Annotated in this window: 14 protein-coding genes; 8 read left to right on the top strand and 6 right to left on the bottom strand. The window is 63.4% G+C overall.

What is annotated here, in order from left to right; all coding sequences use genetic code 11:
• Positions 1-37: 37 nt before the first annotated feature.
• Complete coding sequence (locus E5221_RS01535) at positions 38-1,357, bottom strand: OprD family porin (protein WP_015268619.1); 1,320 nt, start codon at positions 1,355-1,357, stop codon at positions 38-40.
• A 505-nt stretch (positions 1,358-1,862) separates the two neighbouring features.
• On the opposite strand from E5221_RS01535, the gene E5221_RS01530 reads away from it, so the two are divergent.
• Positions 1,863-3,941, top strand: a complete 2,079-nt coding sequence (locus tag E5221_RS01530) for a TonB-dependent siderophore receptor (RefSeq protein WP_247846791.1) — start codon at positions 1,863-1,865, stop codon at positions 3,939-3,941.
• 132 nt (positions 3,942-4,073) lie between these two features.
• On the opposite strand, the gene E5221_RS01525 is transcribed toward E5221_RS01530, so the two are convergent.
• On the bottom strand, positions 4,074-4,271 hold the full coding sequence (locus E5221_RS01525; protein ID WP_080563721.1) for a hypothetical protein: 198 nt from the start codon (positions 4,269-4,271) through the stop codon (positions 4,074-4,076).
• A 185-nt stretch (positions 4,272-4,456) separates the two neighbouring features.
• On the bottom strand, positions 4,457-5,563 hold the full coding sequence (gene aguA / locus E5221_RS01520; protein WP_039614238.1) for an agmatine deiminase: 1,107 nt from the start codon (positions 5,561-5,563) through the stop codon (positions 4,457-4,459).
• A gap of 279 nt (positions 5,564-5,842) precedes the next feature.
• On the opposite strand from aguA, the gene rfbC reads away from it, so the two are divergent.
• From rfbC to E5221_RS01500, 4 genes are read left to right on the top strand one after another with little or no spacing between them, the layout of a single operon-like run.
• Positions 5,843-6,388, top strand: a complete 546-nt coding sequence (gene rfbC, locus E5221_RS01515; RefSeq protein WP_013970471.1) for a dTDP-4-dehydrorhamnose 3,5-epimerase — start codon at positions 5,843-5,845, stop codon at positions 6,386-6,388.
• 42 nt (positions 6,389-6,430) lie between these two features.
• A complete protein-coding gene (locus E5221_RS01510; protein WP_247846790.1) occupies positions 6,431-8,245 on the top strand; it encodes an ATP-binding protein in 1,815 nt (604 codons plus the stop codon).
• The gene (locus E5221_RS01505) at positions 8,242-9,648 is read left to right on the top strand and encodes a sigma-54 dependent transcriptional regulator (protein WP_013970469.1); all 1,407 of its coding nucleotides are present in this window, start codon (positions 8,242-8,244) and stop codon (positions 9,646-9,648) included. Before E5221_RS01510 ends, E5221_RS01505 begins: the two co-directional genes overlap by 4 nt.
• Positions 9,648-10,103, top strand: a complete 456-nt coding sequence (locus E5221_RS01500; protein WP_015268613.1) for a YiiD C-terminal domain-containing protein — start codon at positions 9,648-9,650, stop codon at positions 10,101-10,103. Before E5221_RS01505 ends, E5221_RS01500 begins: the two co-directional genes overlap by 1 nt.
• Positions 10,104-10,259: 156 nt before the next feature.
• Here the strand turns inward: E5221_RS01500 and cysQ are convergent, their stop codons facing one another.
• Together cysQ and nudE are read right to left on the bottom strand one after the other, a co-directional pair.
• Complete coding sequence (cysQ, locus tag E5221_RS01495; RefSeq protein WP_102083345.1) at positions 10,260-11,078, bottom strand: 3'(2'),5'-bisphosphate nucleotidase CysQ; 819 nt, start codon at positions 11,076-11,078, stop codon at positions 10,260-10,262.
• Positions 11,075-11,641, bottom strand: a complete 567-nt coding sequence (gene nudE, locus E5221_RS01490) for an ADP compounds hydrolase NudE (RefSeq protein ID WP_015268611.1) — start codon at positions 11,639-11,641, stop codon at positions 11,075-11,077. Before nudE ends, cysQ begins: the two co-directional genes overlap by 4 nt.
• Positions 11,642-11,705: 64 nt before the next feature.
• Here nudE and yrfG point away from each other — a divergent pair, with 64 nt between their 5' ends.
• Entirely contained in the window at positions 11,706-12,368 is a 663-nt protein-coding gene (yrfG, locus tag E5221_RS01485; protein WP_003257447.1) for a GMP/IMP nucleotidase, read from the top strand.
• A gap of 111 nt (positions 12,369-12,479) precedes the next feature.
• Here the strand turns inward: yrfG and lysM are convergent, their stop codons facing one another.
• Entirely contained in the window at positions 12,480-12,920 is a 441-nt protein-coding gene (gene lysM, locus E5221_RS01480) for a peptidoglycan-binding protein LysM (RefSeq protein ID WP_023661080.1), read from the bottom strand.
• 185 nt (positions 12,921-13,105) lie between these two features.
• Between lysM and fdhD the strand changes: the two genes are divergently transcribed.
• Together fdhD and E5221_RS01470 are read left to right on the top strand one after the other, a co-directional pair.
• Positions 13,106-13,936, top strand: coding sequence for a formate dehydrogenase accessory sulfurtransferase FdhD (fdhD, locus tag E5221_RS01475; protein ID WP_013970464.1), 831 nt, complete (start codon positions 13,106-13,108; stop codon positions 13,934-13,936).
• Positions 13,937-13,941: 5 nt separating this feature from the next.
• Positions 13,942-16,287 (top strand): FdhF/YdeP family oxidoreductase, encoded by a 2,346-nt coding sequence (locus tag E5221_RS01470; RefSeq protein ID WP_182329361.1) that lies wholly within the window; start codon positions 13,942-13,944, stop codon positions 16,285-16,287.
• The last annotated feature ends 260 nt before the right edge of the window (positions 16,288-16,547 follow it).

Here is a 16,547-nt window from a genome sequence, read left to right as displayed (position 1 = left end):
TGGGCTGCAAAGCAGCCCCTAGGCCATCAGATCAGGATCAGAAGATGCTGATCGGGTACTCGACGAATACGCGGACTTCGTTGCCGTCGTCGTTGTAACCGTTCTGCTGCACGGCGTTGTTGGTACGCACGAACGAGCTACGCAGCTTGATCGACAGGTCCTTGGCCGGGCCGTCCTGCACCACGTAACGGATCTGGTTGAAGATCTCGCGCTCTTTACCTTCACCGAAGCCCTGCGGGTTGTCGACGTTGCGGGTGTTGATGTTGTCACCCACCACGTAGGCCAGCTTGTAGGTCAGGCCCGGGATGCCGTAGGCACCGAAGTCCAGGCCGTAGCCCAGCTGCCAGGAGCGCTCGTCTTCGGCGTTGAAGTCGGACCAGTACGAGTTGGCCAGGTAGATGGTCGAACCACCGTCACCCACGCCACCCTCGTTCTGGTACCACCCGTAGTTGTAGCCGGTGCTGCCGGTGCTGCGCTGGTGGGCGATGGTGAACGAGTGCGCACCGAACGCGTAGGTCGCTGCCAGGCTCCAGATGGTGTTGGAGTCGCCGTTGAGTTTGGCGCTCTTGACGAACTTGTTGTCGATGTCCGACTTGTAGCCGTTGAAGTCCAGGGTCAGGGACTGGTCGTTGGCAATCGGGAAGACGTAGTTCAGGCCCAGGTAGTGCTTCTTCATCACGTCTTCGTTGTCGGCGGTGTACAGCGAAGCGGTGAAGTTGTCGGTGAACTTGTAGCTACCACCAAGGACGTTGATCGACTTCAGGCCACCACCGTCACGGCGCTCGGCGCTCTTGCGCGCTTCCTGGGTGAAGCGGCCGGCGTTCAGTTCCAGGCCCTGGATCTCTTTGGAGGTGATCAGGGTACCGGTGAAGCTTTCTGGCAGCAGACGGGCGTCGTCGTACTGCAGCACTGGCAGTGCCGGCATCTGGTCACCGTACTTGAGCACGGTGTTGGAGATGCGGAACTTCACTGCAGCGCCACCACGGGCCAGGTTGTGCGGCGAGTTGGCGTTGCCGTTCTCGTCCTTGAAGTCCGAAGGCTTGAAGAAGTCGACACCGGCGCCACCGTTGTGGCCCTTGCCGCCGTCCAGACGCACGGCGTACAGGCCGAATGCATCGACGCCGACACCGACGGTGCCCTGGGTGAAGCCGGAGGAGAAGTTGGCGATGACGCCCTGGCCCCATTCGATCTGGTCGTCGGTGCCGTGCTTCTTGTCACGATTGATGTAGGCGTTGCGCAGCAGGACGTTGGCGTGGCTGTCCTCGATGAAGCCTTTGCTGTCGGCCTGATCATTGGCCTGTGCCTGGGTCGCGGCGATCATCGCCAGGGCGACCAGGCTGATCCTGGTTTTCAACATGTTGTTTTCCTTATTTCTTAATCAAAAACGCTCTGCAATATGACGCCAGGAACCAACGCCCCTTCGTAGGTTCGACGCTATGCGGATCCAGACTGGAAGGCCTGCCGGTAATCACACGGCGGCCTCTGGCAGCAGCATGGCCAAGATCATGGCCAGCAGGCGTTGGCCGAATCCTAGCCGTGTGCGATTACAAATGTCAAAAAGTCGTGAAATGCAGGTTGATATAACCAAAATCGCGCGCTTGCCTGGTGCATTTCCATGCAGGTTTGCGCTATCAGCGGACAATTTATCTTGTGTGAGAAATAGCCTTTTGATCGAACGGACAATTTTCCTGTCAGGGCGCCTTCGCAGCGCAAGGCTGCTCCTACAAGGAAACGCGGGGCGGCAGAGACCGTAACAAACTGACACAGATGTAATGACAAGCCTTTACAAATACTCAAGCAATAGCAAATAACAAGCATTACCATCCGCAGCTCTTTTTCACCTGCTCGATCCGGATGTGCCCATGCTTGTACCCTGCCGTCTTTCACCCCTGACGCTTGGCCTGTCGCTGCTGTTCGGCGCCGGCCTGGCCAGTGCCGCCACCACCACCCTGCCAGAACTGTCGGTAACCGCCGACAGTGAACGCGAAGAGGACAACCCGCGGGTCAAGGAGGTAAGCACCGCGACCCGCACCTCGACGCCAGTACGCTATGTGCCGCAGGCCATCGACACGGTAAAGACCGTCAACGTGCTGGATTACGGCAGCAACACCCTGGGCAAGGCGCTGGAAGGCATCCCCAACGTCAGCAGCGGTGCCGACACCCGCTTCGACAGCGTGCGTATCCGCGGCTTCGAAGCCAGCAACGACTTCTACCTGGACGGCATTCGCGACGACAGCCAGTACATCCGCGACCTGCATAACATCGAGCGGGTCGAAGTGCTCAAGGGGCCGGCAGCGGTGCTTTATGGCCGTGGCAGCCAGGGCGGTATCGTCAACCGGGTGAGCAAGGCGCCGGAGCACGGCCGCCGTTCGAGCATCGAGGCGCAGGCCGGCAGCGAAGACCTGCGCAGCCTGTATGCCGACCTCAGTGCCGACCCCAGCGACACCGTCAGCCTGCGCCTGAACATGGGCAACCAGGACAACAACAGCTTCCGCGACGGCATCGACGGCAACCGCCAGCTGTTCGCCCCGTCGATCAGCTGGCAGGTTACCCCCGACCTGAACTGGCTGGTGCAATACGAATACAGCCGCTACAACCGCACCCCAGACCGTGGCATCCCCGGGGTCAACGGCCGCCCGGCCGATGTCGGCCGCAGCACCACTTATGGCGACACACAGCGCGACTATATCGACGACCGCGCCCAGTCGCTGCGCTCGCGCCTGAACTATCAGCTGAACGAAACCTGGCAGTTGCGCCATACCCTTGGCCTGTTCAAGCTCGACAGTGAGTTCGACAACACCTACGTCACGGGCTACGACGCCAGCACCGACACCTTGACCCGCCAGCGCTGGCAGCAAGACCTGAACACCAGAAACCTGTTCAACACCCTGGAGGCCGAGGGCGACTTCGACACCTTAGGCCTGGAGCACAAGCTGTTGCTGGGCCTGGAGTTCGGCAACCAGAAGCGCGACCCGGTGCTGTACAAAGCGGTCGACCAGAAACTCCAGGGCCTGGGCAAGCCCGGCCGCAACCAGCAGCTCAATGGCCCAATGACGTTGTTTAGTGACAACCATACCGTGGTCGATAGCCGCGGCCTTTATCTGCAAGACCAGATCCGCCTGAACGATCAGTGGCAGGTTCTTGCCGGCGTACGCTTCGACCAGTTCGACGTGCAGACCACCAACAAGGATGGCGTGCGCGAAACACAGGACAGCAACAGCACCAGCCCACGCTTGGGTGTGGTCTATACACCGTGGCGCGACCATTCGTTCTACGCCTCATGGAGCAAGACCTTCTCGCCGGTTGGCGGCGGGCTGATCGGCATCACCCCAGGCGCAAAAGGCAACGGTAACGATGCCAAGCCGGAAGAAACCCGCCAGAAGGAAATCGGCGTGAAGAGCGACTGGCTCGACCAGCGCCTGACCACCACCCTGGCCATCTACGAGCTGGAGCTGTACAACCGCCGCACCCGCGACCCGCTTGTCCCGGAAAACATCTTGCTCAGCGGCATGCAGCGTTCGCGCGGTATCGAGCTGACCGCCACCGGCAACATCGTTGGCAACTGGTACGTGCGCGGTGGCATCGGCCTGCAGGACGCGACCATCGTCAAGGACAACAACGGCCAGGAAGGCAACCGTATCAATGACGTGGCCAAGCGCAACGGCAGCCTGTTCGTGACCTGGAAACCGGAACTGGGCTGGTACGCCGAAACCGGCCTGACGTTGGTAGGCGAGCGTTATGCGGACAACCAGAACACCACGGTGCTGCCGGGGTATGGCCGCTGGGATGCACTGGCGGGGTACCGCACGCATGACTGGGATGTGCGGGCGGCGCTGAGCAATATCGCCGACAAGACCTATTACAGCTCGGCAACCAGTGCGGCGCAGATACAGGTGGGTGACCCGCGCAGCCTGGTGGTGACTGGCAGCTACAGCTTCTGATCTTTAATGCCTGTGCCGGCCTCTTCGCGGCTAAAGCCGCTCCCACAGGTACCCCACATGTATCGAGCCCAGTGGGGTACCTGTGGGAGCGGCTTTAGCCGCGAAGGGGCCAGCACAGGTTGAAGCAATCGATCAGTGCCACACCGCCATCAGCGCCTGCATTTCTGCTTCGCTGATCAGCCCTTGGGGGTATCGTCCGGCAAGCAGACGTCGTGGGTCGGTCGTCCTGACCCTGATGCTTCCATGGTGTTTCAACCACTTCGCCACAAGCCTGAGCGATTGGTGATTCACTGCCGATGGGCGCAAAGCCGACTCACTTGCTGCGTTCATTTCTACACGTACTCCCTGGCCCGTGAGCGGCTAATCTACGTAAGGATTGTTACAGATCCGAGAGCTCGGCATGGCCGAGCTATCTGACTGAAAACAATACAAAACATATGCCAGCACGGACCTGCGGACGGCCCCGGAAACAAAAAAGGCCCGTCATGTGACGGGCCTCTTGATTCACCGTGCGCTCAACGCTTGACCGGTGCCGGTTGCTGCTGGGTCAGGCAGTGGATGTTGCCACCGCCCAACAGCAGCTCACGACCAGGGATCATCACCACCTCATGGTCGGGGAAGATCTTAGCCAGGATCGCTCTGGCCTCGGCATCTGCCGGGTCGTCGAAGCTAGGCGCGATGATGCCGCCGTTGACGATCAGGAAGTTCACGTACGAGCCGGCCAGGCGCACCGATGGGTCACGCTCCTGGCTGCCTGCCACCTGATCGACCCCGGCGCACTCTTCGGCAGTAGCGAACAGCGGGCCCGGGATCGGCATTTTGTGCACGATGAACTCGCGGCCCTTGGCATCGCGAGTGTTCTTCAGCACCTCCATGGCGGCATGGCAGCGTGCATAGTTGGGGTCGTTGGAATCATCGGTCCAGGCCAGTAACACTTCGCCCGGGCGCACGTAACAGCAGAAGTTGTCGACATGGCCATCGGTCTCGTCGTTGTACAGGCCATCCGGCAACCAGACCACGGTGTCCACCGCCAGATGATCGCGCAGCACCGCTTCGATCTGCTCGCGGTTCAGGTGCGGGTTGCGGTTGCGATTGAGCAGGCATTCTTCGGTAGTAATCACCGTGCCTTCGCCGTCCACGTGGATCGAGCCGCCCTCGAGCACGAAGCCTTCGGTGTGGTAGCGCTGGCAGCGCTCCATTTCCAGGACCTTGGCCGCCAGCTCCTCGTCACGGTTCCACGGTGCGTACAGGCCGCCGTCGAAGCCGCCCCAGGCATTGAAGCCCCAGTCCACACCACGCACTTCACCCTGGTCGTTGATGACGAAGGTCGGGCCGGTGTCACGCACCCAGGCATCGTCATTGCTGATCTCGACCACGCGAATGTTCGGCTGGTCGAGCTGGCGGCGGGCATTTTCGTACTGGCCAGCGGAAACCGCGACGGTTACCGGCTCGAAGCGGGCAATGGCCTTGGCCAGGGTCACATGGGCAGCCTGCGCCGGCTTGCCGCCAAGGCGCCAGTTGTCCGGGCGCTCCGGCCAGACCATCCACACCTGGGTTTGCGGGGCCCACTCGGCGGGCATGTGGAAACCATCGGCACGGGGAGTGGAGTTGAGGGTTTTCATGATTGACCTCTGTGATGGCCCTGAGCCGGACTGTGCTGGGGCGTTTGTCAATTTATAACCGATATATATCGATATTTGAAGCCCGATAATCGGGAAAATCATGAGAATGCAAGGGAATTAAATCGATAACAATCGATACACCCCCAACCTTGAACGAGAAGCAAAACGGCACGACATCTACCATAGCCAGCCCTTGTGAACGCCGTTGAAGCCCGAGGCGGAAAAAACGGCCAGACCGGCTAGGGTCAATACATGAGCAGAACGGGCCAGCGAACCGCCATGAACATCATCCCTACCGCGATCCCTGAAGTACTGATCATCGAGCCGAAGGTTTTCGGTGATAGCCGTGGTTTTTTCTTCGAGGCATTCAACGCCCGTGAGTTCGCCCGGCAAACCGGCGTGAATGTCCAGTTCGTCCAGGACAACCACTCGCGCTCCATCAAGGGTGTGCTGCGTGGCCTGCACTACCAGGTGGAAAACACCCAAGGCAAGCTGGTGCGCGTGGTGCAGGGGGAAATCCGTGATATTGCCGTGGACGTGCGCAAGAGCTCGCCAACCTTCGGCCAATGGGTCGCGGTGCAGCTGTCGGCCGACAATCATCGCCAGTTATGGATTCCCCCCGGCTTCGCCCATGGCTTTGCGGTGATGAGCGAGTCGGCCGAGTTCCTCTACAAGACCACCGACTACTACAACCCGGGCGCCGACCGCTGCATCCGCTGGGATGACCCGACGCTGGCCATAGACTGGGGGTTGCAGCAGCCACCCGTGCTCTCGGACAAGGACAAGCTCGGCCTGCCGCTGGCAGAGGCGGAACTGCTGCCTTAACTAGCGCATAATTGCGGCAGACCTTTCTGGCGCATTTACCTGATGATTGCAAAACCCACGCCCCCACGCCGTCCCCGCTGGCGCAGCCTGGCCCTGTTGGCCGTGTGCCTGGTTCCGTTGTTGTGGCCCCTGCATCACCTGGCCGAACGTTACTATCAGGAAGAACTGGCCTCGCAGAACCGACAGACCCTCGACCTGTACGTCGCCAACCTGCTCGGTACCCTGCACCGCTACGAAACCTTGCCGCAGATACTCGGCGACCTGCCGGCGCTGCGCGGTGTGCTGGCCGACCCGCTCCGCCTGGAGGCAGTGACCAATGCCAACCGCCTGCTCAAGGACATCGTCCAGCAGACCGGCGCCGAGGTGATGTACCTGATGGACGTCAGCGGCAATACCCTGGCTGCCTCCAACTGGGACAAGCGCGACAGCTTCGTCGGCCGCAACTTCGCCTTCCGCCCCTACTTCAACGAAGCCATGGCCGGCCGCCTGGGGCGCTTCTTTGGCCAGGGCACCACATCGGCCAAGCGCGGTTACTTCTTCGCCGCCGCCGTGCGAGACCGTGAACGCATCGTTGGCGTACTGGTGGTCAAGGTCGACCTCGACCACACCGAAACCCTGTGGGGCCGCACCCCAGAGCAGCTGTTGCTGACCGACCACAATGGCGTGGTCATCCTGACCTCGCGGCCCGACTGGCGCTTCCGCGCGACCCGCGCGCTGACCGAGGCCGAGCGTCAGGCGATCATCGCCATCCAGCCCTACCCGACCCAAGCCCCGCAGCCGCTGGTGCTCAACCAGGACGCCTGGATCAGCCAGACCCGCGACATCAAGGAAACCGGCTGGCAGGTCAGCATCCTCGCCCCGCGCATGCTGGTCGACCGTTCGGTGCAAACCGTCATGGCCATCGGCGCGGGCACCCTGCTGGTGCTGATACTGCTGGCCGGCCTGGTGATGCAGCGGCGCCGTCACTACATCGACCGCATCGACTTCGAGGCACGCGGCCGCCAGGAACTGGAAAAACGCGTGGCCGAGCGCACCGCCGACCTCGAAGGCCTGAACACCCGGCTCAAGAGCGCCGTACTGGAGCGTGAGAACGCCCAACAGGAGGCGGTGCGCGCCCAGGACGAACTGGTACAGGCCGGCAAGCTGTCGGTGCTCGGCACCATGTCGGCCAGCATCAGCCACGAACTCAACCAGCCGCTGGCCGCCATCCGCAGCTACGCGGAAAACGCCGAGATCCTGCTCGACCACCAGCGAACCGAAGAAGCCCGCGGCAACCTCAAGCTGATTGGCGAGCTGACCGGGCGCATGGCCTCGATCATCGCCCACCTGCGCGCCTTCGCCCGCCGTGACCGCCATGCCCCGGAGAGCGTGGCCTTGCAGCCGGCCCTGGACGACGCCCTGGCGCTGCTGGCCAAGCGCCGCCGGGCGATGGCCGTGGAGCTGATCCGCGACCTGCCGGAAGCCACCTTGTGGGTACAGGCCGGCGAGACCCGCCTGCGCCAGGTGCTCGGCAACCTGCTGGCCAATGCCCTCGACGCCCTGACCGAAAAAGCCAACCCGCGCCGCCTGTGGCTAAGTGCCGAACAGCGCGATGACTGCGTCTACCTGTACATTCGCGACAACGGCCCCGGCTTCAGCCGCCAGGCCCTGGAGCACGCCAAGGAGCCGTTCTTCACCACCAAGACCCGCACCCAGGGCCTGGGCCTGGGCCTGGCCATCTGCGAAAGCCTGATGCGCGCCCTGGGCGGTGAACTGCTGTTGGCCAACCACCCGGAGGGTGGCGCACTGCTGACCCTGCAGCTGCGTGTGGCCGCGCCTGGCGCTACTTTGCCCAATTCGGAGGACCCCTCGGCATGACCACCGAGACACTGATCGACAGCCGAGCCCAGGTCATCCTGGTCGATGATGACCCGCACCTTCGCCAGGCCCTGAGCCAGACCCTGGACCTGGCCGGGCTCAAGGTGGTCGCCCTGGCCGACGCCCAGGGCCTGGCCGAACGCATCGAGGCCGACTGGCCCGGCGTGGTGGTCAGCGACATCCGCATGCCGGGTATCGATGGCCTGCAGCTGCTGGAACAACTGCACGGCCGTGACAACGAGCTGCCGGTATTGCTGATCACCGGCCACGGTGATGTGCCGCTGGCGGTGCAGGCAATGCGCGCCGGGGCTTATGACTTCCTGGAAAAACCCTTTGCCAGCGACGCCCTGCTGGACAGCGTGCGCCGCGCCCTGGCCCTGCGCCGCCTGGTGCTGGACAACCGCAGCTTGCGCCTGGCCCTGAGCGACCGCCAGCAACTGGCCACCCGACTGGTGGGCCAGTCGCCGTCCATGCAGCGCTTGCGCGAGCAGATCGGCGCCTTGGCCGGCACTCGCGCCGACGTGCTGATCCTGGGTGAGACCGGTGCCGGCAAAGAGGTGGTGGCCCGCGCCCTGCACGACCTGTCCAGCCGCCGCGACGGGCCGTTCGTGGCGATCAACGCCGGCGCACTGGCCGAGTCGGTGGTCGAAAGCGAGCTGTTCGGCCATGAGCCCGGGGCGTTCACCGGCGCGCAGAAACGCCGCATCGGCAAGTTCGAGTTCGCCAACGGCGGCACGCTGTTCCTCGACGAAATCGAGAGCATGAGCCTGGATGTGCAGGTGAAACTGCTGCGCATGCTTCAGGAACGGGTGGTCGAGCGCTTGGGTGGCAACCAGCTGATCCCGCTGGACATCCGCATCATCGCCGCGACCAAGGAGGACCTGCGCCAGTCCGCTGACCAAGGGCGGTTCCGCGCCGATTTGTATTACCGCCTGAACGTGGCGCCGCTGCGTATTCCACCGCTGCGCGAACGCGGCGATGACATCCTGGTGCTTTTCCAGCACTTCGCCGACGCCGCCAGCGAGCGCCATGGTCTGCCGCCACACTCCCTGCAGCCGGCCCAGCGCGCCATGCTGCTGCGTCACGACTGGCCCGGTAACGTACGCGAGCTGCAGAACGCCGCCGAGCGTTTCGCCCTTGGCCTGGAACTGGCTCTGGACGGCCAGGCGCCGCCGGCGGCAATGCCTTCGGCACCGATGCCGAGCGGCAACCTCAGCGAACAGGTCGAGCAGTTCGAACGCTCGCTGATCGCTGCCGAACTGGCCCAGCCACACAGCTCCATGCGCAGCCTGGCCGAGGCGCTGGGTATCCCCCGCAAAACCTTGCACGACAAGCTGCGCAAGCATGGCTTGAGCTTCGATGGCGGTAGCGGCGGGCATGACGATCAAGAGGACAACCGTTAATGAACACCGATAGCCAGTACCTGCAGACCGTCCTGCACGGCGACATCCCCCTGACCCGCGAAATGGGCCTGGAAGTGCTCGATTGGCAGCAGCACACCCTGCGCCTGCAATTGCCGCTGGCGGCCAACGTCAACCACAAGAGCACCATGTTCGGCGGTAGCCTGTACTGCGCCGCAGTGCTGGTGGGCTGGGGCTGGCTGCACCTGCGCCTGCGCGAGTCGGGTATCGATGACGGGCATATCGTCATCCAGGAAGGGCAGATCAGTTATCCGCTGCCGGTTACCGGGGCGGCGGTGGCGCGCTGTGCGCCGCCGGATGAGAAGACCTGGGAGCGGTTCCTGACCATGTACCAGCGGCGCGGGCGGGCACGGTTGACGCTGGAGACCACGGTGAGCAATGCCGGTAGTGACGAGCCTGCTGTTACCTTCAGCGGCCAATACGTGCTGCACCGCTGAAACCAATGGACTGTCGCGACTCCTGTAGGAGCGGCCTTGTGTCGCGATCGGGCCGCGAAGCGGCCCCGGCAATTAATGCGGCAATGCTGAAACCCTGGGGCCGCGCTGCGGCCCGATCGCGACACAAGGCCGCTCCTACACGATCATGTCCGCCTGTCAGATCAGGCTCAGGAAGGCTTGACGCCACACAGCATTTGCCGGCAACGCCAGGAAATGCGGGTTGAGCAACGACTCCCGCGCCGGGTACCGGAACGGCAAGCCATCCAACCCGATTACCTCCCCACCAGCCCCTTCCACCACCCCCTGCGCCGCCGCGGTATCCCACTGCGAGGTCGGTGCCAGGCGGGGATAGCAATCGGCGCTGCCCTCGGCCAACAGGCAGAATTTCAACGAACTGCCGATATTGGCCAGCTCCAGTTCCCCCAACGCAGCCCCCAACCCGGCCAACAGCGCTTCCTGTTCCGGGCTGGAATGGCGACGGCTGGCAACCACGGTGAAACGCCCACCTGCCGGCGGCTCGTCGCGAACCTGGATCGGCTGCGAAGCCTCACCCGCTTCCGCACGCCAGGCGCCCAACCCACGCCCACCGAAGTAGCAGCGCCCGTTGGTCGGCATGGATACCACGCCAAACACCACCTCGCCGTTTTCGACCAGGGCGATGTTGACCGTGAACTCCTCGCTGCCGGCGATGAATTCCTTGGTGCCATCCAGCGGGTCGACCAGCCACCAGCGGCTCCAGCCCTGACGCTCGGCCAGCGGAATGTTGCAGTCCTCTTCGGACAGCACCGGGATCTGCGGCGCCAGCGCCAGCAGGCCATCGGCAATCACCCGGTGCGCCGCCAGGTCGGCGGCGGTGACCGGCGAATCGTCGGCCTTGTTGGTCACGGCCACATCGGCGCGCCAGAACGGCAAGATCGCCTCGCCCGCCAACAGGGCCAGCTTGACCACTTCGTGCATCAGTTGCAGGTCGTTCATGCTTCCAGCAGCCCCCGCTGAATCAGCAGGTCACGCGCCAGGTACAGCGCCGCCAAGGCACGCCCCTCGGTGAACTGTGGGTGCATGGCCAGGGCCGAGAGCTCGCGCAGGTTAACCTTGTCGACCCGCATCGGCTCCGGCTCATCGCCCTCCAGGCGCTCCTCGTACAGGTCGCTGGCCAGCACCACCTGGATCTTCTGGCTCATGTAGCCCGGCGACAGCGACAGCTCGGTCAGGTGCTCCAGCTGGCGCGCGCCAAAACCGGCCTCTTCCTTGAGCTCCCGGTCGGCTGCCGCCAGCACGTCCTCGCCCGGCTCGATCAGGCCTTTGGGCAACGACAGCTCGTATTCGTCGGTGCCGCCGCAGTATTCCTCCACCAGCACCGCGTGCTCGGCATCGAGCATGGCCACGATCATCACCGCGCCGTAACCATTACCCCGGCCCACCAGGCGCTCGTAGGTACGCTCGTTGCCATTGCTGAAGCGCAATTGCACGGCTTCGACGCGAAACAGGCGGCTGCTGGCGACTATTTCGCGGCTGAGGACGGTGGGTTTCTGGCGCATGGGGCGGCTCCTTGGCGTGAACGGGTTACTATACCGTGGCTTGCCGACTGATCGAGAGTTTCCCATGCCTGTTCTTCCCTGGTCCGCCATCGATACCGTCCTGCTGGACATGGATGGCACCCTGCTCGACCTGCATTACGACAACCGCTTCTGGCTGGACCACCTGCCCCAGCGCTATGCCGAGCTGCACGGGGTGAGCCGGGCCATGGCGGAAATGGAACTGCAGCCGCTGTTCGAACGCAATGCCGGCACGCTTAACTGGTATTGCCTGGACTTCTGGAGCCGCGAACTTCGGCTGCCGATCCGTGAGCTGAAACAGGAAATCGCCGACCTGATCGCCCTGCGCCCGGATGCCGACACTTTCCTTGCAGCGATCCGCGACGCGGGCAAGCGCGTGGTGATGATCACCAATGCGCACCGGGATTCGCTGTCACTGAAGCTGGAGCGGGTGGAGCTGGCGCCGTACTTCGAACGGCTGATCAGCTCGCATGACTACGGCTACCCGAAGGAAAGCCCGCAGTTCTGGGACGCATTGCAGGCGGACATCGGCTTTGAACCGGAGCGCAGCCTGTTCATCGATGACACCTTGGCGATTCTGCGCAGTGCGCGACGGTTTGGCGTGGGGCATCTGCTGGCGGTGCGCCAGCCGGATAGCCAGGCCGGGCCGCGCGATACCGAAGAGTTTGCGGCGGTCGAGGATTACCGGGAATTATTGGTAGGCCTGTGAGGGCCCTTTCGCGGGTAAACCCGCTCCCACAGGATCACCACAGGTCTGAACTGTGTGCGATCCCTGTGGGAGCGGGTTTACCCGCGAAGAGGCCGGTACAGGCTGCAGAGATCAGTCAGGAATGCGCAACACCTGCCCCGGATAGATCTTGTCCGGGTGCTTGAGCATCGGTTTGTTGGCCTCGAAGATCTTCTGGTACTTGTTGGGGTCGCCATACACCTTCTTCGAAATCGCGCTCAACGTATCCCCCTTCTCCACCGTCACGAACCGCGCGGCCTGGGCCACCGGCCCGGTCACGGTGATCTGGTCATCCACACTGGCAACGCCTGCGACGTTACCCGCCGCCAGGATGATCTTCTCCTTCTCCTCCTGGCTGGCCACCTCACCCTTGAGGATGATCGTGTCTCCCTCTACAGTGGCCGTGATATTCGGGTTGCCCAGGCCGACACTTTCCACGTGTTTCTTCAGTTGCTCTTCGGCATTGGCATTGCCGGGGGTCAGCAGGTCGATCAACTTCTCGCCCGCTTCCTTGACGAAACTGAACAAGCTCATAACGCTCTCCTTGTTGACGAAGCCTCGGACACAGCAGTCTAGGCCAGCTTTTCCCCTGGCGCCCCATGCGACCAATCGACGCGGTCTATCAAGGCATAGACCCTAGCGATTAGACGCCGCCGGCCCGCACGCCTAGGCTTGTGCTATCTGAAAGTTGCCGATAGCCCGATGAACAGTCAGCCCCGATGAACAGCAAGCCTCCGGTCTGCGCGGCCTCATCGCCCTTGACCATGCCCGCCGCCAGCAACACCTACGATTACGTCCAGCTCAACGATGCCAGACGCGACAGCACGCCCCTGGCCGAAGAAGTGGCTCTGGCCATTGCCTACAACGGCCTGAACCAGGCGGTGATGCTGGTCAGCCCCACCGACCTGGAAGACTTCGCCGTCGGCTTCAGTGTCGGCAGCGGCATAGTCGAAGGCACAACGGAAATCTACGACCTGAAACTCTCCGGCAGCGGCTCGGCAATGTACGCCGACCTGGAGATTTCCAGCCGTGCGTTCTGGAACCTGAAAAACCAGCGCCGCCAAATGGCCGGCACCAGTGGTTGCGGCCTGTGCGGGGTCGAAGCGCTGGAGCAGGCACTGCCAGAGCTGGCCAAGCTGCCTGGCGCACCTTTGCCACCCGCGCAATGGTTGGTCGGCCTGCGTGAGCGCATCGATGCCTTCCAGCCCCTCGGCCAACACTGCGGCGCGGTGCATGCGGCGCTGTTCATGGACCGCCATGGCGAGCTGCTGCTAGGCCGTGAAGACATCGGCCGACACAACGCCCTCGACAAGCTGATCGGCGCCTTGCTTCGCCAAGACATCGACAGCCAGGGTGGCCTGGCCATCGTCACCAGCCGCTGCAGCCTGGAGCTGATCCAGAAGGTGCTGCGGGCCGGTATCCAGACCCTGGTCAGCCTGTCGGCGCCCACCGGCCTTGCCTTGCAATGGGCGCGCAAACACAACCTCAACCTTATTCATTTGCCCAAGCACAGCGCACCGCGGGTCTACAGCCCAGCGGCGGAGTCGTAACAGTCGTGACCTCGTACCAACACCTCCCGGACAACGCCCCAGCCTCTCCACCTCGTTACAAGCCCTACCACGGCCCCGCCGGTGGTTGGGGCGCGCTGCGCAGCGTGGCCAAGGCCTGGGTTGGCAGCGATAACGCGCTGAAGAACATTCGCGCGCTGCTCAAGACCAACCAGAACGGCGGCTTCGATTGCCCCGGCTGCGCCTGGGGCGACTCGCCGGAAAGCGGCATGGTCAAGTTCTGCGAGAACGGTGCCAAGGCAGTGAACTGGGAGGCGACCAAGCGCCGCGTCGATGCCGCCTTTTTCGCCCGCTACAGCGTCACTTCGCTGCTGCAGCAGAGCGACTACTGGCTGGAGTACCAGGGGCGCCTGACCGAGCCGATGGTCTATGACGCGTCCAGCGACCGCTACCAGCCGATCAGCTGGGACGCCGCGTTCACCCTGATCGCTCGCGAGCTGAACAAGCTGGCCAGCCCTGACCAGGCCGAGTTCTACACTTCGGGGCGCGCCAGCAACGAAGCAGCGTACCTGTACCAGCTTTTCGTGCGGGCCTACGGCACCAACAACTTCCCCGACTGCTCGAACATGTGCCACGAGGCCAGCGGCGTGGCCCTGGGGCAAAGCGTCGGGGTCGGCAAGGGCACCGTCACCTTCGACGACTTCGAGCACGCCGATGCGATTTTCGTCTGGGGCCAGAACCCTGGTACCAACCACCCGCGCATGCTTGACCCGCTGCGCGATGCGGTAAAACGCGGCGCCCAGGTGGTGTGCATCAACCCGCTCAAGGAACGTGGCCTGGAGCGCTTCCAGCACCCGCAGAACCCGCTGGAAATGCTGACCAACAGCGACCGGCCGACCAACACCGCATTCTTCCGCCCGGCCTTGGGCGGCGACATGGCGCTGCTGCGCGGCATGGCCAAGTTCGTCCTGCAATGGGAACGCGAAGCCCAGGCCAACGGCGAACCGGCAGTCTTCGACCACGCCTTCATCGCCGAACATGGCCATGGCGTCGACGACTACCTGGCGGTAGTGGATGCCACCCCGTGGGAGCACATCCAGACCCAGTCCGGCCTGGCGCTGGCCGATATCGAACTGGCCGCGCGTATGTACTGCCGTGGCAAGCGGGTGATCATGTGCTGGGCGATGGGCATTACCCAGCACCGCCACTCGGTGCCGACCATCCAGGAAATCGTCAACCTGCAGATGCTGCGCGGCAATATCGGCGTGCCAGGCGCAGGCCTGTGCCCGGTGCGTGGCCACAGCAACGTGCAGGGTGACCGCACCATGGGCATCAACGAGCGCCCGCCGGTGGCCCTGCTGGACGCCATCGAGCAGCGCTTCGGCTTCCCCGTGCCCCGGCACAATGGCCACAACACCGTCGAGGCGATCCACGCCATGCTCGACGGCCGGGCCAAGGTATTCATCGGCCTGGGCGGCAACTTCGCCCAAGCCACGCCGGACACCGAGCGCACCGCCCAGGCACTGCGCAACTGCGAGCTGACCGTGCATATCAGCACCAAGCTCAACCGCAGCCACCTGGTGCACGGCAAGCAGGCACTGATCCTGCCTTGCCTGGGGCGCACTGACATCGACCTGCAGGCAGAAGGGCCACAGGCGGTAACGGTAGAGGACTCGTTCAGCATGGTCCACGCCTCCAATGGCCAGCTGAAGCCGCTGTCGACGCAGATGCGCTCGGAGCCGGCGGTCATCGCTGGTATCGCCGCCGCCACCCTGGGCAAGAAGCCCGTGGACTGGCACTGGCTGGTGGCTGACTACGACCGTATCCGCGAGCTGATCGGCGACACCATCGCCGGCTTCAGCGGCTTCAACCAGCGCCTGCGCGAGCCGGGCGGTTTCTACCTGGGCAACAGCGCCGCCAGCCGCGAATGGAATACCAGCACCGGCCGCGCGAACTTCAAGGCCAACCTGCTGCCCGACACGCTGCTCGACGAGCGTGTACGCGCCAGCGGCCAGGTGCCAGACCTGATCATGCAGTCGATGCGCTCGCACGATCAGTACAACACCACCATCTACGGCCTGGACGACCGCTACCGTGGCGTGCGTGGCCAGCGCGAGGTGCTGTTCGCCAACGAAGCCGACATCATCCGCCTGGGCTTCCAGCCGGGGCAGCAAGTCGACATCGTGTCGTTGTGGGGGGATGAGCATGTGCGCCGTGTGCACGGCTTCACCCTGCTGGCCTTCGACATCCCGGCCGGGCAGGCGGCGGCGTACTACCCGGAGGTGAACCCGCTGGTGCCGCTGGAAAGCATTGGCGATGGCAGCCATACGCCGACGTCGAAGTTCATTGCCATCAAACTGGAGCGGGCGCGGGATGACGGGCGCATCCTGTAAGAATGGTGTTGGCCTTTTCGCGGGTAAACCCGCTCCCACAGAGGTAACTCAAGGTCTGAGAGCGGTGGTATCCCTGTAGGAGCGGGTTCACCCGCGAAGAGGCCGGAAGCCGTGCCGCCAAAAACGAAAAAAGCCCTGTTCCATCAAGGTTCAGGGCTTCGTCATAAAGGTCTCAGACAGCGAAAAAACGATAAAGTTTCACAGTAAATACAGTAAGTTAGAGAATTGTGTACAACTCGTGTTACTCGTCGGATTTCCGT

Origin of the sequence: Pseudomonas sp. A2, from assembly GCF_023100865.1 — a bacterium.
Taxonomy (GTDB): domain Bacteria; phylum Pseudomonadota; class Gammaproteobacteria; order Pseudomonadales; family Pseudomonadaceae; genus Aquipseudomonas; species Aquipseudomonas asiatica.
This window is presented reverse-complemented; position numbering and strand designations above follow the sequence as displayed.